Here is a 17,233-nt window from a genome sequence, read left to right on the forward strand (position 1 = left end):
GGATGTAAAAACCGGGTATCCAATCTGGCGAAAATAACGCTAGTTTGAAGACGCGTGCGCGGCTCGCGCCGCCGGAGGGCCCATGAAGATTGCCGTTGCCAAGGAAATTGATCCGTCCGAGCCGCGGGTTGCGGTCTCGCCTGACACCATCAAGAAGTTCAAGGCGATCGGCGCCGAGGTCGCGGTCGAGCCGGGCGCGGGCATCAAGTCCGGCTTGCCCGATTCGGAGTTCACCGCGGTTGGCGCCACCGTTAGCGCCGACGCGCTCAAGGACGCCGACATCATCATCAAGGTGAAGCGGCCCGAGGCCTCCGAACTGTCGAAATACAGGCGCGGTGCGCTGGTCATCGCGATCATGGATCCCTACGGCAATGATGCCGCGCTGAAGGCGATGGCCGATGCCGGCATTGCCGCCTTCGCGATGGAATTGATGCCGCGCATCACCCGCGCCCAGGTGATGGACGTCTTGTCCTCGCAGGCCAACCTGGCGGGCTACCGGGCGGTGATCGAGGGCGCCGAAGCGTTCGGCCGTGCCTTCCCGATGATGATGACCGCCGCCGGCACCATTCCGGCCGCGAAAGTGTTCGTGATGGGTGTCGGCGTTGCCGGCCTGCAGGCGATCGCGACCGCGCGGCGGCTCGGTGCCGTCGTCACCGCGACCGACGTGCGCCCCGCCACCAAGGAGCAGGTCGAATCGCTTGGCGCCAAATTCCTCGCCGTCGAGGACGAGGAGTTCAAGAACGCGCAGACCGCCGGCGGCTACGCCAAGGAAATGTCCAAGGAATATCAGGCCAAGCAGGCCGCGCTGACCGCCGAGCACATCAAGAAGCAGGACATCGTCATCACCACCGCGCTGATCCCGGGCCGTCCGGCGCCGAAGCTGGTCACGGGCGAGATGGTGAAATCGATGAAGCCCGGCTCGGTGCTGGTCGATCTCGCGGTCGAGCGCGGCGGCAATGTCGAGGGCGCCAGGCCCGGCGAGGTCGTCGAGACGGATGGCATCAAGATCGTCGGCTACACCAACGTCGCCGGCCGCGTCGCCGCTTCGGCCTCGAGCCTGTATGCGCGCAATCTGTTCTCGTTCATCGAGACGATGGTCGACAAGGCCAACAAGGCGCTCGCGGTCAACTGGGACGACGAGCTGGTGAAGGCCACCGCGCTGACCAAAGACGGCGCCGTCATCCATCCCAACTTCCAGCCGAAGTAAGGAGAGAAGCCATGGAGCATCTCGCGCAGGCCGTCGATCCGTTCGTGTTCCGGCTGTCGATTTTCGTTCTCGCCGTGTTCGTCGGCTATTTCGTGGTGTGGTCGGTGACCCCTGCGCTGCATACGCCGCTGATGAGCGTGACCAATGCGATCTCGTCGGTGATCGTGGTCGGTGCGCTGCTCGCGGTCGGCGTCGGCATGGTCTCGAGCGGCTCGGGCTGGGCCCGCGGCTTCGGCTTCGTGGCGCTGATCTTCGCCTGCGTGAACATCTTCGGCGGCTTCCTTGTCACCCAGCGCATGCTGGCGATGTACAAGAAGAAAGCAAAGTGAGCGGCGTGCACCTCGGGGTGACGAAGACAAAGGGGGACCTGAGATGAACGCCAATCTGGCTGCTGCTCTGTATCTCGTGGCGGGGGTGCTGTTCATCCTGTCGCTGCGCGGCCTGTCGAGCCCGGCGTCGTCGCGCCAGGGCAACATGTTCGGCATGATCGGCATGGCGATCGCCGTCGCCACCACGCTGGCCAGCCATCCACCGGCCGACGGCGTGGCCTGGCTGCTGGTCATCGTCGCGATCGCGATCGGCGGCGGCATCGGCGCGGTGATCGCGCGCCGCGTGCCGATGACCTCAATGCCCGAGCTCGTCGCCGCGTTCCATTCGCTGGTCGGCATGGCCGCGGTGCTGGTCGCCGCCGGCGCGTTCTATGCGCCTGAAGCCTTCGACATCGGCACGCCCGGCAACATCCATCCGCAGAGCCTGGTCGAGATGTCGCTAGGCGTCGCGATCGGCGCGCTGACCTTCACCGGCTCGGTGATCGCGTTCCTGAAGCTGTCGGCCCGGATGAGCGGCGCGCCCATCATCCTGCCGTTCCGCCACGTAATCAACATCGTGCTGGCGCTGGCGCTGGTGTTCTTCATCATCGGCCTCGTGTTGTCGGGCAGCGCGCTCGACTTCTGGCTGATCACCATCATCGCGCTGGCGCTCGGCGTGCTGATGATCATCCCGATCGGCGGCGCCGACATGCCGGTCGTGATCTCGATGCTGAACTCGTACTCCGGCTGGGCCGCGGCCGGCATCGGCTTCACGCTCGGCAACTCGGCGCTGATCATCACCGGCGCGCTGGTCGGCTCCTCCGGTGCGATCCTGTCCTACATCATGTGCCACGCGATGAACCGCTCGTTCATCTCGGTGATCCTCGGCGGCTTCGGCGGCGAGACCGCGGCGGCCGGCGGTGGCGGAGGAGAGCAGAAGCCCGCCAAGCTCGGCTCGGCTGACGATGCCGCCTTCATCATGAAGAACGCCTCCAAGGTCATCATCGTGCCCGGCTACGGCATGGCGGTGGCGCAGGCCCAGCACGCGCTGCGCGAGATGGGCGACATCCTGAAGAAGGAGGGCGTTGAGGTGAAATACGCTATTCACCCGGTGGCGGGGCGCATGCCCGGCCACATGAACGTGCTGCTGGCCGAGGCCAACGTGCCCTATGACGAGGTGTTCGAGCTCGAGGACATCAACTCGGAGTTCGCCCAGGCCGACATCGCCTTCGTGATCGGCGCCAACGACGTCACCAACCCGGCGGCGGAAGAGGACAAGACCTCGCCGATCTACGGCATGCCGGTGCTGCAGGTCTGGAAGGCCGGCACCGTGATGTTCATCAAGCGCTCGCTGGCGTCAGGCTATGCCGGCATCGACAACCCGCTGTTCTACCGCGACAACACCATGATGCTGCTCGGCGACGCCAAGAAGGTCACCGAGAACATCGTCAAGGCGATGTAGGGCGGCCCGCGATGGTCCTGAACCGGGAGTGGCATCGAACCCATCGTATGCCGCCCCGGGCCACGCGCGAGCAGCGCATCAAGTGGCATGTCGTGCATGCGGCGGCGTGTTCATGCCGGCCGGTGCCCGACAGCATCAAGGTGGACGTCGAGAAGCTGCGCAAGCGCCGTGGCAAGACATAGAAGCGGCCACCGGTGATGGCGCTCGCACTCGCAATCCTGAAATGGCTCGTGATCGCCGCGGTCGTCGTCTATCTCGGCGGGCTCGTGGTGCTGTTCGTCAAGCAGCGCGAATTGCTGTTTCCGATCCCGCCGGTCGGGCGCACTGCGCCGGCAGCCGCAGGGTTTCTCGAGGCGGAAGAGCATGTCCTGATCACGGCCGACGGCGAGAAGCTCATCGTCTGGCACGTGCCGGCGAAGCTGGGCCGGCCCGTGGTGCTGTTCTTTCACGGCAATGGCGATTTCCTTGCCGGCCGCGTGGCGCGCTTCAAGGCCATCACGGCCGACGGCACCGGGCTGGTGGCGCTGTCGTTTCGCGGCTACGCCGGGTCGAGCGGGTCACCGAGCGAGCAGGGGCTGCTGCAGGACGCCGAAGCGGCTTACGCGTTCACCACCGCGCGCTACCGCGCCGATCAGATCGTGGCCTGGGGATTCTCGCTCGGCACCGGCGTCGCGGTCGCGCTCGCCGCCGAACATCCGATCGGCAGACTGATCCTGGAGGCGCCCTACACGTCGACCGCCGACGTCGCCGGCGCGCACTTCTGGTATGTGCCGGTCAGCCTGTTGATGCGCGATCAATTTCACTCCGACCGGCGAATCACCGGCGTCACCGCGCCGCTCCTGATCATGCACGGCACCAGCGACCCAGTGATCCCGATCCGCTTCGGCGAGCGCCTGTTCGGTCTCGCCCGTGAGCCCAAGCAGTTCGTGCGTTTACCCGGGGGCGGGCACGACAATCTCGACGATTTCGGTGCGATGGAGACGGCGAGGCGGTTTATCGACGCGGCAAAAGGCTGACGACGGCGATCGTCTGTCGCATAATCGGGCCGGTCGAATTGAGGGGGCTGACGACATGAGCGCACACGCACCGATGCCACGGTCGTCCTGGCTGTATCCCGTTCTGGCGATGCTGTTGTTCGTCGCCGTCACGGCGTCGGGCTACGCCTTCGCGCCGTCCGCGGCTGGCTGGCTGTTCGCGGCCGTGCTGCTCGTGATCCTGTTCGGCACCGTGTTTGCGGCCGTCCACCACGCCGAGATGATTGCCGAGCGGATCGGCGAGCCGTTCGGCACGCTGCTGCTGACGCTTGCGGTGACGATCATCGAGGTGGCGCTGATCTCGACCATCATGCTGGGCGACACGCCGGCGCCGACGCTGGCGCGCGACACCGTGTTCGCGGTCGTGATGATCGTCTGCAACGGCCTGGTCGGGCTTTGCATCTTCATCGGCGGCTTGCGCTACCGCGAGCAGGATTTCCAGATTACCGGCGCCAACCTTTACCTCAGCGTGCTGTTCGTGCTCGCCACCATCACGCTGGATATGCCGAACTTCACGCTCACTGCGCCGGGACCGGTCTATTCCACGGCCCAGCTCGCCGTCATCAGCGTGGTGACCCTGCTGCTCTATGCGGTGTTCCTCTACACCCAGACCATTCGCCACCGCGACTATTTCGTCAGCGGCGCCAATGAGGCGGCGGCGCATGGCGAGGTGATGTCGGACCGCATGACGGCGATCAGCGTTGCCCTGCTGCTCGCTTCCCTGCTGGCGGTGGTGCTGCTGGCGAAGAAATTCTCGCTGGTGGTCGATGTCGTCACCGTCAAGATCGGGGCGCCGCCGGCCTTTGCCGGCCTGGTCGTGGCGGCGCTGATCCTGTTGCCGGAAAGCGTTGCCGCGGTGGCGGCGGCGCGCAAGAACGACCTGCAGAAGAGCATCAACCTCGCGCTCGGCTCGTCGATCGCCACCATCGGGCTCACCGTTCCCGCCGTGGCCGTTGCCGCCTATGCGCTCGACAAGCAGTTGGTGCTCGGGCTCAGCAACCAGCATATGCTGATCCTGCTGCTCACCTTCATGGTCAGCATGCTCACCTTCGGAACCGGCCGCACCAACATCCTGTTCGGGCTCGTTCACATGGTGGTGTTCGCCGTGTTCGTGTTCATGGTTTTCGTACCGTAGTGGAGAGAATGACGATGCTCAGCGCCAAATCGGATGTGCAGGTGGATACGGCGGAGGTCCGCGTGACCGAGTGGCGGCTCGCGCCGGGCAGCGCCACCGGCCACCACACCCATGAGATGGACTACGTCATCGTTCCGATTACGGCGGGCGAGATGACGATCGTGGCGCCGAACGGCGAGCGCTCCAAGGCGCAACTCGCCGCCGGCAAGTCCTATTTCCGCAAGGCCGGGGTCCAGCACGACGTGCTCAACGAGACGGCCAGCGAGATCGTGTTCCTCGAGGTCGAACTCAAGCCCTGACGCGGCGCCTTAACCCTGCGCGCGCCGAATGGCAGGCCCGAGCCTGCGGGGCTGTGGAAATTCATAACCCGTTAACGGCTGCACGATGATCTAGCAGGCGGATGCGGCCTGCGCAGGGGGCGCCTCCGGCTGAAACCAAGATGACACCAAAGGTGACGGCGGAACGGGGGTTTGCCACCGATCCGTCGCAGTTGATCCCTGAATGTGCCTCAAAGTTCCAGCATGAAATACCGGGGCGGGGAGTGGCAGGTCATGCTGAGTTACCTGAAGAAATTCGTGATGGACATCTTACCCTCGGTGGCAGCGACCATCATCGGGGCGTACATCGTTAATCACTACATCGTGGCCAGGCCGGAAGCGCCGGCGGCCGCAGCCGTGACCGCCGCCGTGGATCCCAAAGCCGATCCGAAGGCCGCCGCTAAGCCCGCCGAAAAGTCCACCGTGGTCAGCAGCCTTCCCGAAGCCGGCGTGAAGGCCAAGGGCATGTCCGAGCGCACGCTGATCGAGCGCTCCGCGTCCGAGAAGGCCACCGTCACCGAGAAGCCGGCCGACCCCAAATCTGCTGACCCCAAGGCTGCTGACGTAAAGCCTGATGCGCCGGCCGATACGGCCAGCATTCCCGCCGATACGCGCCATCATCCGGCGGCGCCGAAGGCGGTCGCGAAGGCTGCGCCCGCTGCCGCGCCGCAGCCTTCCGCTCCTGCGACGTCAGCCGCGCCGACCGAGGCCGCGGTCACGCCTGAGGAAAACCGCGACGCCAACGATCTTGCCCGCGCCGCCATCGAGCGGTTGCGCAAGGAGCGTCCGCAGGACGCTGCGCGCTCCCAGGATGCGGCGCGCCCCGATCTCGCCCGCCTGCCTGACCAGCAGCGTCCGGCCGCAGCGTCGGCGATCCGGCCGTTGCCGCCGCCGATCATGGTGTCGAACCCGTCCGGCGAGAATGGCGATCAATCCTCGCAGCCGCGTCCGCCCTACGCCGCCAGCGCCCAGGATTCCAACCGAGATTCGAACCGGCTGACGCCGCCGGCCGATATTCCGGTTCCGGTGCTGCAGGCCCCGCTCGACCTGCGTGCCGACGCCGCCATGCCGGCGTCCAAGAACGAGCGGACCAGTGAGCGCACCTCGGTGACCGACGACGTGTTCTCCGGCATGAAGTCGATGTTCCACGCCGTCTTGCCGAAGTAAGCCGAACTCGTCGAAGTAAGCCGAACAATTATCCGCCGGTGCGCGCCAGCCCGCTGCGGGCGGTCTCGTCCCTTGGCCGCAGCGCCAGCGCGCGATTATAGGACACCGCCGCCTTGGCCTTGTCGCCAAGACGCTCATAGGCCTGGCCGCGCGCGCTCCACGCCGCAACATTGTTGGGATCGGCCTGCACGGCCTCGTCGAGATCGGCGACGGCCTGCTTGGTCTTGTCGAGCGCGAGATAGCTGGTGGCGCGGCTGACCAGAGGCTCGGCCTTCTGCGGCGACAGCCCGCTGGCCGCCGTGAAATCGTCGATCGCCTGCTGATGTTGCCCGCGGCCCTGATAGATCAGGCCACGGCCGTACAGAGCCTGGATGTTGTAGGGATCGGTCGTCAGCGCTTGCTCAAATTCCGCCTGCGCCTCGTCGAGCTTGCCGGAATGCGCCAGCACCTGGCCGCGCGTGGCGTGATCCTTGGCGCTGTTGATGTCCTGCGGCGTGATCGTGTCGGCAGCCGGCTTGTCGGCGGTGGCAGCCGGTTTCGGCTTGTCGTTCGAGCCCCATGATCCGAGATCGAAGGAGCAGCCTCCGAGCGGCAGGCCGAGAGCCACTGCAACGATGATGAGTTGCGATGCGCGACGGCGGTGCGCAGTCCCTGGATGTACTGGTCCTGGGGGAAGGGGGCGGAGCGCCGAAGCAGCCATTATGCAAAATGCTCCTGCCGGTAATTTTGCATTGGTACCCCGGAACGAGGCTCGCTTCAAAACGACAACGCGGGCCCGGGGCCCGCGCTGTTAGACTTCCATATCTGCAAAACGGTTCAGCGAGGGCCGCGACCAGCGCCCGGACCACCAGGACGGCCACCGCGATCGCCACCCGGACCAGCGCCAAACACCGGCTTCGGCTTCATCGGCAGCAGGCCTTCGCGCTGCAGCTTCTTGCGCGCCAGCTTGCGTGCACGGCGCACGGCTTCGGCCTTTTCGCGAGCCTTCTTCTCAGAGGGCTTTTCGTAGTGACCGCGGAGCTTCATCTCGCGGAAAATGCCCTCGCGCTGCATCTTCTTCTTCAGCGCCTTGAGAGCTTGGTCGACATTGTTATCGCGGACGAGAACCTGCACGCGGCATCCTCTTTTGAATTGATCGGTTCGGAATTCTGGCGAGGTGAAGGGGCGGCAAAAGGCCTGCCTCTTAACCCTAGGCGCGCGCATGTATCAGACAAACGCGCAGATGTCCACCGGTCGAGTGACTTTCGGGCCTAGTAAAGCCACGAAATGGGGCGAAAATGCCTTTGTGCGGCCCTGATTTGGGTGATTTGGCGCCGGGATGGGGGCCGTTCCCGGAGTTTTGAGAACTTCGGACATTGGAAATAGGGGAGATGCCACATGGCGATGAAGAAATACGCGGCCGAGGCCATCGGTACGTTCTGGCTCACATTTGCCGGCTGCGGCAGCGCGGTGATCGCGGCCGGCTTTCCGCAGGTCGGCATCGGCCTGGTCGGCGTGTCACTGGCGTTCGGGCTCAGCGTGGTGACCATGGCCTATGCGATCGGCCATATCTCGGGCTGTCACCTCAACCCGGCCGTCACGGTCGGGCTGGCTGCGGGCGGGCGTTTTCCGGGCGGCCAGGTGCTGCCCTACATCGTCGCGCAGGTCGTGGGTGCCATCATCGCGGCCTGGCTGCTCTATGTGATCGCCAGCGGCGCGCCCGGCTTCGACGTCAGCAAGGGCTTCGCCTCCAATGGCTATGACGCGCATTCACCCGGCCAGTACAGCATGGTGGTCTGCTTCATCACCGAAGTGGTGATGACCATGATGTTCCTGTTCATCATCATGGGATCGACCCATGGCAAGGCGCCTGCCGGCTTCGCGCCGCTCGCGATCGGCCTTGCGCTGGTGATGATCCATCTGGTCAGCATTCCCGTCACCAACACCTCGGTGAACCCGGCGCGCAGCACCGGGCCGGCACTTTTCGTCGGCGGCTGGGCGGTGGCGCAGCTCTGGATGTTCTGGGTCGCACCGCTGATCGGCGGTGCCTTGGGCGGCGTGATCTATCGCTGGCTCAGCGACGAGCCGACCGGTGTCGTCGCCGGCGTGAAGACCTGACCGGCAAAACGGGATCGTGGCTGCCACGATCCCGTTTCCATCGATCTGTCGCGAATGCCGCTGCGAAGCGTGGCGGATCAAGGCTTGCGGGGCGGCGTCACTTCGGTGACGTGCCCCATCTTGCGGCCGGGGCGCGGCGTGCCCTTGCCATAGAGATGCACGGTAGCGCCGGGGACGGTGAGCCACTGCTCGTAGCTCAGGATATCGTCGCCGATCAGGTTGGTCATGGTGGCCTCGCCATGGCGCACCGGCTTGCCGAGCGGCCAGCCGGCGATCGCGCGGATGTGCTGCTCGAACTGTGAGATCGAGGCGCCGTCGAGCGTCCAGTGGCCGGAATTGTGCACGCGTGGCGCGATCTCGTTGACTAGCACCGTCGCCGCGCCATTGCCGGGCACGACAAACATCTCCACTGCAAGCACGCCGACATAGTCGAGCGCCGTGGCGATCTTTTCGGCGATCGCCCGCGCCTGCGCAGCTAGCTCCTCGGGGATTGCAGCGGGCGCGCGGGAAATCTTCAGGATGTGGTCGCGATGCTCGTTCTCGGTGACGTCGAAGCACTCGACCTCGCCGGACGCGGAGCGGGCCGCGATCACCGAGATCTCGCGCTCGAACGGCACGAAGGCCTCGAGGATCGCCGACTTGGTGCCGAGGTCCTGCCAGACCTGTTCGAGGTCGTCGCTGGCGCGGATGATCGCCTGGCCCTTGCCGTCATAGCCGAAGCGGCGGGTCTTGATGACAGCCGGCAGGCCGATCCGTTCGATCGCCGTGCGCAGCGAGGCGACCGAGGAGACGTCGGCATAATCAGCAGTGCCGATGCCGAGCCTGCTGACGAAATCCTTCTCGATCAGCCGGTCCTGCGTGGTCTCGAGGATCTTCTGCGCCGGCAGCACCGGGCGTCGCGCGGCGAGCACCATGGCAGTCGCGGCCGGGACGTTCTCGAACTCATAAGTGACGACGTCGACGTCGTTGGCGAACAGTTCGAGAGCCTCGACGTCGGCATATTCCGCGCAGGTCGCGTTCTGCACCACGTCGAACGCGGGCGAGTCCGGGTCCGGCGAAAACACCTGGCAGCGGAGCCCGAGGCGCGCTGCGGCCATCGCCAGCATCCGGCCCAATTGTCCGCCGCCGAGGATTCCAATGGTGTCGCCCGGCTTCAGCTTCACTGTATCAGAAGCCGTCACGCCGTGCCCTCCGGATGGTCCTTGACCGCGTCGGTCTGCTGCTGTCGCCAGGCCGCAAGCCGGCCGGCCAGGGCAGCATCGTTGAGCGCGAGCACGCTGGCCGCGAGCAAGGCGGCATTGATCGCGCCGGCCTTGCCGATCGCGAGAGTTCCGACCGGGATCCCGGCCGGCATCTGCACGATCGAATAGAGCGAATCGACGCCGGACAGCGCCTTCGACTCAACGGGAACCCCGAACACCGGCAGCTCCGTCAGCGCGGCCGCCATGCCCGGCAGATGGGCTGCGCCGCCGGCGCCGGCGATGATCACCTTGTGGCCGGCAGCCTTGGCGCCCTTGGCGAAGGCATAGAGCCTATCGGGGGTGCGGTGGGCCGAAACAATGCGCGTTTCGCAGGCAATACCGAGCGCAGCCAGCGTGTCGGCGGCGTGGCGCATGGTCTCCCAGTCGGACTGACTTCCCATGATGATGGCGATCGGAGCGGTCATCTCTTCAATTCTGTGCAGGAATCCAAAAGCATAGGCCGATTATAGGGGCGGCCCGGGCGTCATCCAAGGCGTGGCAAGGGAGTTAGAATGGACTATCCTGTCTTGGTGAATCCCGGCAAGCCTTCATAAGCAGGCCTCAACAAGGATGCGCATGAAGAAGAAGACGACGGCGGCCGCCTCGGGGGCATCGAAACGACGCAAAGGCACGACGGCCGCGCGCAAATCCGGGCCGGGCAAGGCTGGACGTAAGCAGGCTGGAAGCAAAAAGGCTGGAACCAAACGGGCTGGAACCGAAGCGTCCACGCGCGGGGCGGTGGCATCCGGCGACAAATCGACGATCCGCCGGCTGCGGGCACAGCTGGCGCGGGCCCAGGCCCGGATCGAGGAGCTGCAGGCGTCGTCCGAGACCGACTTCCTGCTCGACATCCTGAACCGGCGCGGCTTCGAGCGCGAGCTCGCCCGTTCGCTCTCCTTCATCAAGCGCTATCACGCCTCCGGCGCGCTGATCGTGCTCGACGTCGACCGTCTCAAGCCGATCAATGACAGCTTCGGGCATGCGGCGGGCGACAAGGTGCTGAAGGCGATCGTTGCCGCGATATCGGATCAGGTGCGCGCGTCCGACGTGGTCGGCCGCCTTGGCGGCGACGAGTTTGCCGTGCTGCTGTGGAATCTCAGCGAGACCGATGCGAGGGCCAAAGCCGCGGCGCTGGAGGAGGCGATCGACCGCCTGACCTTCATGTTCCGTGGCAGCCACGTTTCGGCAGGCGCCTCCGCAGGCGTCGCGATCCTCACCGCACATTCGGATGTCGAGCGCGTCCTCGATGAGGCGGACCGGGCGATGTATGTGCGCAAGGCGCAGCGGCGCCACGAATCCTAGACTTCGCTCGAAAACGCCAGGGATTAGAGCGCGCTCAGATCCTTCGGCACGTTGCCGTAGGCGCGCAACAGCTTGGCGTCGCCGAATTCGCCGATCGCAGGATCGCCGGTGCGGCTGAATGCGACCGCGCCGATGCTGCCGGGCATTCGCGACATCGTCTCCGCACGGCGTAGCGCGATCGCCGAGCTCTGGCACTCTTCAGCATTGCCGGCGACCGGCGTGCCGTCGTCGTCCTGCATGAAGGGCAACGCCACGTAGTAGGTGACATCGGTCATCGCTGGTGCTCCGGATGTTAAGCGGCGTCGCTCGCCGCCTGGCTCTGCGCCGGAACGCAGCCGGCGGTGACCGCGGCCTGCAACTCCTCGAGCTCGGCTTCCAGATATTCATTGGCCATGATCAGCGCCTTGATGGTGCTGCGCAGGTTGCCGTCGCACATCGCGATAGCCTGATCGCAGGCCTTCTCGTAGTGGCTGTGCTCGGGCTGGGAACGCGGTGCGGACATGGCGAAACTCCCTCTCATGGCTGGCGGCTGAATCAATATGTTCCTATTTTGTTCTGACAGAGTCAAGCGTGCTTCCGCCTTCGCGAGTGATCGCCCGCAACGGCCCGGACAGCCGCTTTCCTAATCGCTTCTTAACGATGTAGACTTCATATGCACGATAGCGTGCACCACCGCCCGCACAGTTCGGAAGCACGGCGTATGGACGACTTAGAGCAACGCTGCGAGTCCTGCGATCTCACGAGGCGCTGGATCGGCGCCGAGATGCTGAACAGCGACTACGAGGCGATGGCCCTGCAGTGCCCGGGGTGCAAGTCGATCCTGCGGCTCGTGGTGCCACGGCCGAAGCGACCGCGAAGCGGTCTATCCTGATCTAGCCTCATTCCCCGCCGGTGCCACGAATGTGAAGCCGGCACGCGAACTGTGGATGACGGGGAAAACTGCCGTCTGATTTTGAATCGGGGCCGCCGAACCGCGCGCTGCGCGCATCAGGCGATGATGTCGGGCGTGATCTGGTCTTCGATGAAGGCGATGCGATCGCGCAATTGCAGCTTCCGCTTCTTCAAGCGTTGCAGCATCAGGAGATCCGGCGCCGGCGACTGATGCAGCGCGTCGATCGCGGCATCGAGGTCGCGGTGCTCTTGTTGCAGACGCGCGAGCTCGGCGTGGAGTTCGCGCTCATCCTGATCGTTCATGGTTGTGTATTAACTGATAAGCACGATGAGATTGTTGCGGCCGAAGCAGCCGCTTGCTGGAATATCCTCCTTGGGCGCGCGCCGCGCAAGCCGGTCCGGTTCCATAGTCACGATTGGTTACAGATAAACCGAAACACGTGCGTGTGGCATTTCGCTTTCCCCGTCGACAGCGCCGTCCACTTGTGTAAACTCGGGAGTCCGGATCGAACCTGAGGTTTAACGCACCGAGGAGAGTTCGCAATGGCAATACAGGCCCATCTCGTTGAGCTGGAGCGTAAGCACAAAATACTCGAAAACGAACTGCACGAAGCGCTCGTGCACCCCTCAGTCGACGACCTGCATATTTGCGAACTGAAGCGCCGCAAGTTGATGGTCAAGGATCAAATCGAGCGGTTGAAGAGTTCCGCGGACGATACGGTCCACTAGTTCCCCCACCAACATCAACCAAGCTTATCTGCCGCCGGATGGACGCTTGAGTGCGACCATCCCCCGGCAGGCTATGCTGCATGCGCTCAGAGCTCGGCCAGGTCGCCAACATGGTCGGCGACCGCGAGCGATGACGTCAGTCCGGGCGATTCAATCCCGAACAGGTTGATCAGGCCAGCGACGCCGTGGTCGGCCGGCCCCTGGATCAGGAAATCCTGGGTCGCCACCGCGGGCGGGACGATCTTGGGCCGGATTCCGGAATAGCTCGGCATCAGCGCGCCATCCGGCAGCGTCGGCCAGTATTTCCGGATCGCCGGATAAAACCGCTCGGCCCGCACCGGATCGACGGCGTAGTCGATGTGATCGATCCATTCGACGTCAGGGCCGAACCTTGCCTGTCCGGCCATGTCGAGCGTCAGGTGCACGCCGAGCCCGCCGGGCTCCGGCACCGGATAGATCAGCCGCGAGAATGGCGCCCGGGCGCTGCAGCTGAAGTAATTGCCCTTCGCCAAATAAGCCGTTGGAATCAATTCGATCGGCATGCCCTCGACACCGCGGGCGACCGCCGTGGCGCCGAGGCCGGCGGCATTGACCAGGAGGTCGCAGGCGAGCGTCATCGGCGCCGCGCCGCCGGTCTCGATCTCGAACCCGTTGGCGGTGGCCCGGGCGTGCAGCAGCGGCGTGTGGAACGCGAATGCCGCGCCGGCGGCCTCGGCGTCGCCGCGCAGCGCCAGCATATAGGCATGGCTGTCGATGATCCCGGTCGAGGGCGACAACAGCGCGGCGTCGCAATTCAGCGCCGGCTCCAGCGCACGCGCGGCCTCGCCTGACAACAGCTGCATGTCGTCGACGCCGTTGGCCTCGGCATGCGAGCGGATCGACTGCAGCTTCTCGGTCTCCGCAGCTGTGGTGGCGACGATCAGCTTGCCGCAATTCTTGTGCGGGACGCCGTGCTCGGCGCAGTAGCGATAAAGCGCCCGCTTGCCGCTGACGCACATCCGCGCCATCAGGCTGCCGGCGCGGTAGTAGATGCCGGCGTGGATCACCTCGCTGTTTCGCGACGAGGTCACGGTGCCGATCGCCTCGGCCTCGTCGATCACAATCACTTCGCGGCCGGCCTGTGCCAGCCGGCGCGCCACGGCGAGGCCGATCACCCCCGCTCCGACGATCACGCAATCAACCCTGTCCATCTCGTCCTTCAGGTCCGAATATTTCCGCGCATTGCGGGCTTGCCGCCCCGCGCCAGCATCGTTCAGCCGATCCGGCGCGTTTGAGCAAGTGCTTGGGCCATCTCGAATAGTTGGGGAGCCATGCCTTGTTAGTGGAGCATTAATCATGTCAGGGCAATTGCCGTATATTAAGTCGCATTTTCCGGTTGCATCCCTACGCGTTTACCCGATCCAAACTGCCGGAGCCGAACACTCGCACCGGAAATCCGCGGGTGATCGATGGCTGGCAGGAAGTGGCAGGCGGGCGGGAAGAATTCGATTCCGGCAAGGGCCGTGCTTTGCCTGATCGCCGCCGTCACCCCGTGCGGTGTCGCCTCGGCCGGCACCGGCGCGTTCGCGCCGTCGACCTATCTCGGTGACCTCGACCCCGGCGTGGTCTGGGAGCTTTTGATCGGCAGCGTGGTGGTCGCGTCCTTCTTCGGTGCGGTCGGGCTCTGGATCCTCTCGGCCCTGCGCAAGGCCAAGCGCGCGCAACTGCGGCGCAACGCCTTTGTCTCGTCGGCGCTCAACCATTTGAACCAGGGCGTCGTAATGACGGATGCGCATGGGCGCATCGTCTTCTGCAACGACCGCTATCTCGATATCTATGGCCTGTCGCGCGCCGATATCAGGCGCAACATGACCGGGACCGAGCTGCTGGAGCTGCGCCGCAGCCGCGGCGTGCTCGACATCAGCGCCGGGGATTTCTTTGCCAGGGCGGCGACGCCCGAGGGGCTGGTCACCGAACTGCCCGGCGGGAGGTCGGTGCTGGTGAGATATTTTCCGCTGCCCAACGGCGGCTCGGTCGCGACCCATCTCGATTGCACCGACCAGCGCAAGCTGTCGCGCAAGCTCGCCTCGACCACCCAATTCCTGGAATCGGTGCTCGACAACGTTCCGGTCTGCGTCGCGGCCAAGAACATCGAGGACGGCCGCTACATCTTCGCCAACCGCGCATTCGAGCGCTTCTCGCGTTTCTCGCGCGAGCACATCGTGGGCAAGCGCGCCGACGAGATCTTCCGTCCCGAAACCGCCGTCAGCATCGAGGTCGCCGACCGGGCGGCGCTGAACGCGCCGGAAGGCTATCACCGCAGCGAATTCTTCGTCGAACGCGGTTCGGAGAAGCGCATCCTGGCCTCGAACCGGGTGATCGCCCGCAACGAGGCCGGCGAACCGGAATTCCTGATCGCGCTGTTCGAGGACGTCACCGACCGCCGCTCGCTGTCGCGCGAGCTCGAGAACAACAAGAAATTCCTTGAGCTCGTGGTCGACAACATCCCGGTCTCGCTGATCGTCCAGCGCGTCAGCGACGGTCGCTACCTGCTTGCCAACCGCAGCGCCGAGACGATCCTCAATCGCCGCCGCGAGGATGCCGCCGGCCTCACCGCGTCCGACATCTTCAACGCGCGCGAAGCCAAGCTGATCGTCGCCCGCGACGAGGCCGCGATCCGGAAGCGCAGCATGATCGCCGAGGAGCACCCGATCTCGACCAAGGACGGCCTGCGGCTGTTCCTGACCCGCCGCATGACCGTGCTCGACGATGTCGGTGAGCCGCAATATCTGATCAAGACCCATGAGGACGTCACCGACCGGCGCCAGACCGAGTCGCGCATGGCGCACATGGCCTATCACGACGGCCTGACCGATCTGCCGAACCGCGCCGCCTTCCTGCAGGCGCTGACCCAGATGATCGAGGCCTGCGCCGGCACCGACGAGGAGTTCGCCGTGCTCTGCGTCGACCTCGACGGGCTGAAGGAGATCAACGACGTCTACGGCCATGCGATGGGCGACAAGGTGCTGATCGAGGTCGCCCAACGCCTGCAAAGCGCGGCGCGCGGCGGCGTGGTCGCACGCCTGTCCGGCGACGAATTCGGCCTCATCATCGACGGCAAGCAGCCTGCCGCCGGCATTGCGCTGGCCGAGCAGGCCGCCGAGGCGCTCGCGGAGGATTTTGCGATCGACGGCAAGTCGGTGCGCACCGGCCTCACCACCGGCATCGCGGTGTTTCCGCACAACGGATCCGACGCAGCCTCGCTGCTGGCCAATTCCGGCGCTGCGCTGTTCCGCGCCAAGGCGAAATCGCGCGGCACGATCTCGATCTTCGAGCCGGAGATGGATCAGCAGATTCGCGATCGCCGGGTGCTGCACCAGGAGCTGTCGGTCGCGATCAAGAACGGCGAATTGTCGCTCTACTACCAGCCGCAGGCGGCGGCGGGCGCGAGCGTTGCAAGCAGCGAGATCATCGGCTTCGAGGCGCTGGCGCGCTGGCACCATCCGGTGCGCGGCTTCGTGCCGCCCAGCGACTTCATTCCGCTCGCGGAAGAAAGCGGCCTGATCGTCGAGATGGGCGAATGGATCCTGCGCGAAGCCTGCCGGGAAGCGGCCTCCTGGGCGGCTCCGCTGCAGGTCGCAGTCAACCTGTCGCCGGCGCAATTCATCCATGGCGACCTCGTCGGCCTCGTCCATTCGATCCTGCTCGAGACCGGGCTGACGCCCGACCGGCTCGAGCTCGAAATCACGGAAGGCGTGCTGATCGAGGATTTCGACCGCGGCCTGTCGCTGCTGCGGCGGCTGAAGGCGCTCGGCGTCCGCATCTCGATGGACGATTTCGGCAGCGGCTACTCCTCGCTGAGCTATTTGCAGGCGTTTCCGTTCGACAAGATCAAGATCGACCGCGCCTTCGTCATCAATCTCGGCCGCAATCCGCAATCGGCCGCGATCGTGCGCGCGGTCATCGATCTCGGCCACGGCCTTGAGATGTCGATCGTCGCCGAAGGCGTCGAGACCGAGGCGCAACTCGTGTTCCTCGCCGAAGAAGGCTGCGACGCGGTGCAGGGCTATCTGATCGGCAGGCCGGCCCCGATCGGTCAATTTGCCGCGCTGGTCGGCGGCGACCATCTTGCGGAATCCGTGCGCAAGGCCGGGTAGGCGGGCCTGAACCGCCGGTCCGGACCGGTCGGCGCTGCTTGCCATCCGTTGTCCGTGCGGCTACCGTCGAACCACCGCATCATTTCAGCCGAGAAAGGAGGGCTGCGTCGTGGCGAGATTCACCGATCCCCACCTCAAGCGTGGCCCCGTCAACGCCCTGCAAATGCGTTTGCAGGGCTGACCGGAAACTCGCGTAAAATCTCTGGT

20 protein-coding genes are annotated in these 17,233 nt (G+C 65.3%); 12 read left to right on the forward strand and 8 right to left on the reverse strand.

Annotated features, from left to right (window positions below):
• Positions 1-82 precede the first annotated feature (82 nt).
• The 8 genes from G6P99_RS07010 (at position 83) to G6P99_RS07045 (ending at position 6,630) form a co-directional block, all read left to right on the forward strand.
• Positions 83-1,207: a Re/Si-specific NAD(P)(+) transhydrogenase subunit alpha gene (locus tag G6P99_RS07010; RefSeq protein ID WP_029085509.1), complete on the forward strand. Its 1,125-nt coding sequence runs from the start codon at positions 83-85 to the stop codon at positions 1,205-1,207.
• Between the two features lie 11 nt (positions 1,208-1,218).
• A complete protein-coding gene (locus G6P99_RS07015) occupies positions 1,219-1,536 on the forward strand; it encodes a proton-translocating transhydrogenase family protein (protein WP_016841609.1) in 318 nt (105 codons plus the stop codon).
• Positions 1,537-1,579: 43 nt separating this feature from the next.
• Positions 1,580-2,977 carry an NAD(P)(+) transhydrogenase (Re/Si-specific) subunit beta gene (locus G6P99_RS07020; RefSeq protein WP_165127646.1) on the forward strand — a complete coding sequence of 466 codons (1,398 nt, stop codon included), beginning with the start codon at positions 1,580-1,582 and terminating at the stop codon, positions 2,975-2,977.
• A 47-nt stretch (positions 2,978-3,024) separates the two neighbouring features.
• Positions 3,025-3,159: a hypothetical protein gene (locus tag G6P99_RS07025; protein ID WP_334261948.1), complete on the forward strand. Its 135-nt coding sequence runs from the start codon at positions 3,025-3,027 to the stop codon at positions 3,157-3,159.
• A gap of 15 nt (positions 3,160-3,174) precedes the next feature.
• On the forward strand, positions 3,175-3,993 hold the full coding sequence (locus G6P99_RS07030) for an alpha/beta hydrolase (protein WP_029085511.1): 819 nt from the start codon (positions 3,175-3,177) through the stop codon (positions 3,991-3,993).
• Positions 3,994-4,048: 55 nt separating this feature from the next.
• Entirely contained in the window at positions 4,049-5,146 is a 1,098-nt protein-coding gene (locus G6P99_RS07035) for a calcium:proton antiporter (protein ID WP_029085512.1), read from the forward strand.
• 14 nt (positions 5,147-5,160) lie between these two features.
• On the forward strand, positions 5,161-5,445 hold the full coding sequence (locus tag G6P99_RS07040) for a cupin domain-containing protein (RefSeq protein ID WP_029085513.1): 285 nt from the start codon (positions 5,161-5,163) through the stop codon (positions 5,443-5,445).
• 252 nt (positions 5,446-5,697) lie between these two features.
• Entirely contained in the window at positions 5,698-6,630 is a 933-nt protein-coding gene (locus G6P99_RS07045) for a hypothetical protein (protein WP_029085514.1), read from the forward strand.
• Between the two features lie 28 nt (positions 6,631-6,658).
• Here the strand turns inward: G6P99_RS07045 and G6P99_RS07050 are convergent, their stop codons facing one another.
• The gene (locus G6P99_RS07050) at positions 6,659-7,237 is read right to left on the reverse strand and encodes a tetratricopeptide repeat protein (RefSeq protein ID WP_245284982.1); all 579 of its coding nucleotides are present in this window, start codon (positions 7,235-7,237) and stop codon (positions 6,659-6,661) included.
• Between the two features lie 209 nt (positions 7,238-7,446).
• The gene (gene rpsU / locus G6P99_RS07055; RefSeq protein ID WP_029085516.1) at positions 7,447-7,743 is read right to left on the reverse strand and encodes a 30S ribosomal protein S21; all 297 of its coding nucleotides are present in this window, start codon (positions 7,741-7,743) and stop codon (positions 7,447-7,449) included.
• 264 nt (positions 7,744-8,007) lie between these two features.
• Between rpsU and aqpZ the strand changes: the two genes are divergently transcribed.
• Positions 8,008-8,727 carry an aquaporin Z gene (aqpZ, locus tag G6P99_RS07060; RefSeq protein WP_029085517.1) on the forward strand — a complete coding sequence of 240 codons (720 nt, stop codon included), beginning with the start codon at positions 8,008-8,010 and terminating at the stop codon, positions 8,725-8,727.
• A gap of 77 nt (positions 8,728-8,804) precedes the next feature.
• Here the strand turns inward: aqpZ and G6P99_RS07065 are convergent, their stop codons facing one another.
• The gene (locus tag G6P99_RS07065) at positions 8,805-9,908 is read right to left on the reverse strand and encodes a 5-(carboxyamino)imidazole ribonucleotide synthase (RefSeq protein ID WP_029085518.1); all 1,104 of its coding nucleotides are present in this window, start codon (positions 9,906-9,908) and stop codon (positions 8,805-8,807) included.
• Positions 9,905-10,393: a 5-(carboxyamino)imidazole ribonucleotide mutase gene (gene purE, locus G6P99_RS07070; RefSeq protein ID WP_029085519.1), complete on the reverse strand. Its 489-nt coding sequence runs from the start codon at positions 10,391-10,393 to the stop codon at positions 9,905-9,907. Before purE ends, G6P99_RS07065 begins: the two co-directional genes overlap by 4 nt.
• A gap of 145 nt (positions 10,394-10,538) precedes the next feature.
• Here purE and G6P99_RS07075 point away from each other — a divergent pair, with 145 nt between their 5' ends.
• On the forward strand, positions 10,539-11,270 hold the full coding sequence (locus G6P99_RS07075; protein ID WP_029085520.1) for a GGDEF domain-containing protein: 732 nt from the start codon (positions 10,539-10,541) through the stop codon (positions 11,268-11,270).
• Between the two features lie 23 nt (positions 11,271-11,293).
• Here the strand turns inward: G6P99_RS07075 and G6P99_RS07080 are convergent, their stop codons facing one another.
• The 3 genes from G6P99_RS07080 to G6P99_RS07090 all read right to left on the reverse strand — a co-directional run bounded on the left by G6P99_RS07080 (position 11,294) and on the right by G6P99_RS07090 (position 12,464).
• Positions 11,294-11,545, reverse strand: coding sequence for a hypothetical protein (locus tag G6P99_RS07080; protein ID WP_029085521.1), 252 nt, complete (start codon positions 11,543-11,545; stop codon positions 11,294-11,296).
• 17 nt (positions 11,546-11,562) lie between these two features.
• Positions 11,563-11,772: a hypothetical protein gene (locus tag G6P99_RS07085; protein ID WP_029085522.1), complete on the reverse strand. Its 210-nt coding sequence runs from the start codon at positions 11,770-11,772 to the stop codon at positions 11,563-11,565.
• A 485-nt stretch (positions 11,773-12,257) separates the two neighbouring features.
• Positions 12,258-12,464: a YdcH family protein gene (locus tag G6P99_RS07090; protein WP_029085523.1), complete on the reverse strand. Its 207-nt coding sequence runs from the start codon at positions 12,462-12,464 to the stop codon at positions 12,258-12,260.
• A 240-nt stretch (positions 12,465-12,704) separates the two neighbouring features.
• On the opposite strand from G6P99_RS07090, the gene G6P99_RS07095 reads away from it, so the two are divergent.
• Positions 12,705-12,890 (forward strand): YdcH family protein, encoded by a 186-nt coding sequence (locus G6P99_RS07095; protein ID WP_029085524.1) that lies wholly within the window; start codon positions 12,705-12,707, stop codon positions 12,888-12,890.
• A gap of 86 nt (positions 12,891-12,976) precedes the next feature.
• On the opposite strand, the gene G6P99_RS07100 is transcribed toward G6P99_RS07095, so the two are convergent.
• Positions 12,977-14,080, reverse strand: a complete 1,104-nt coding sequence (locus tag G6P99_RS07100) for an NAD(P)/FAD-dependent oxidoreductase (RefSeq protein WP_246709464.1) — start codon at positions 14,078-14,080, stop codon at positions 12,977-12,979.
• Positions 14,081-14,338: 258 nt separating this feature from the next.
• Between G6P99_RS07100 and G6P99_RS07105 the strand changes: the two genes are divergently transcribed.
• The gene (locus G6P99_RS07105) at positions 14,339-17,026 is read left to right on the forward strand and encodes a sensor domain-containing protein (RefSeq protein ID WP_029085526.1); all 2,688 of its coding nucleotides are present in this window, start codon (positions 14,339-14,341) and stop codon (positions 17,024-17,026) included.
• Positions 17,027-17,233: the final 207 nt, after the last annotated feature.

Source organism: Bradyrhizobium sp. 6(2017), from assembly GCF_011058295.2.
GTDB lineage: Bacteria > Pseudomonadota > Alphaproteobacteria > Rhizobiales > Xanthobacteraceae > Bradyrhizobium > Bradyrhizobium septentrionale.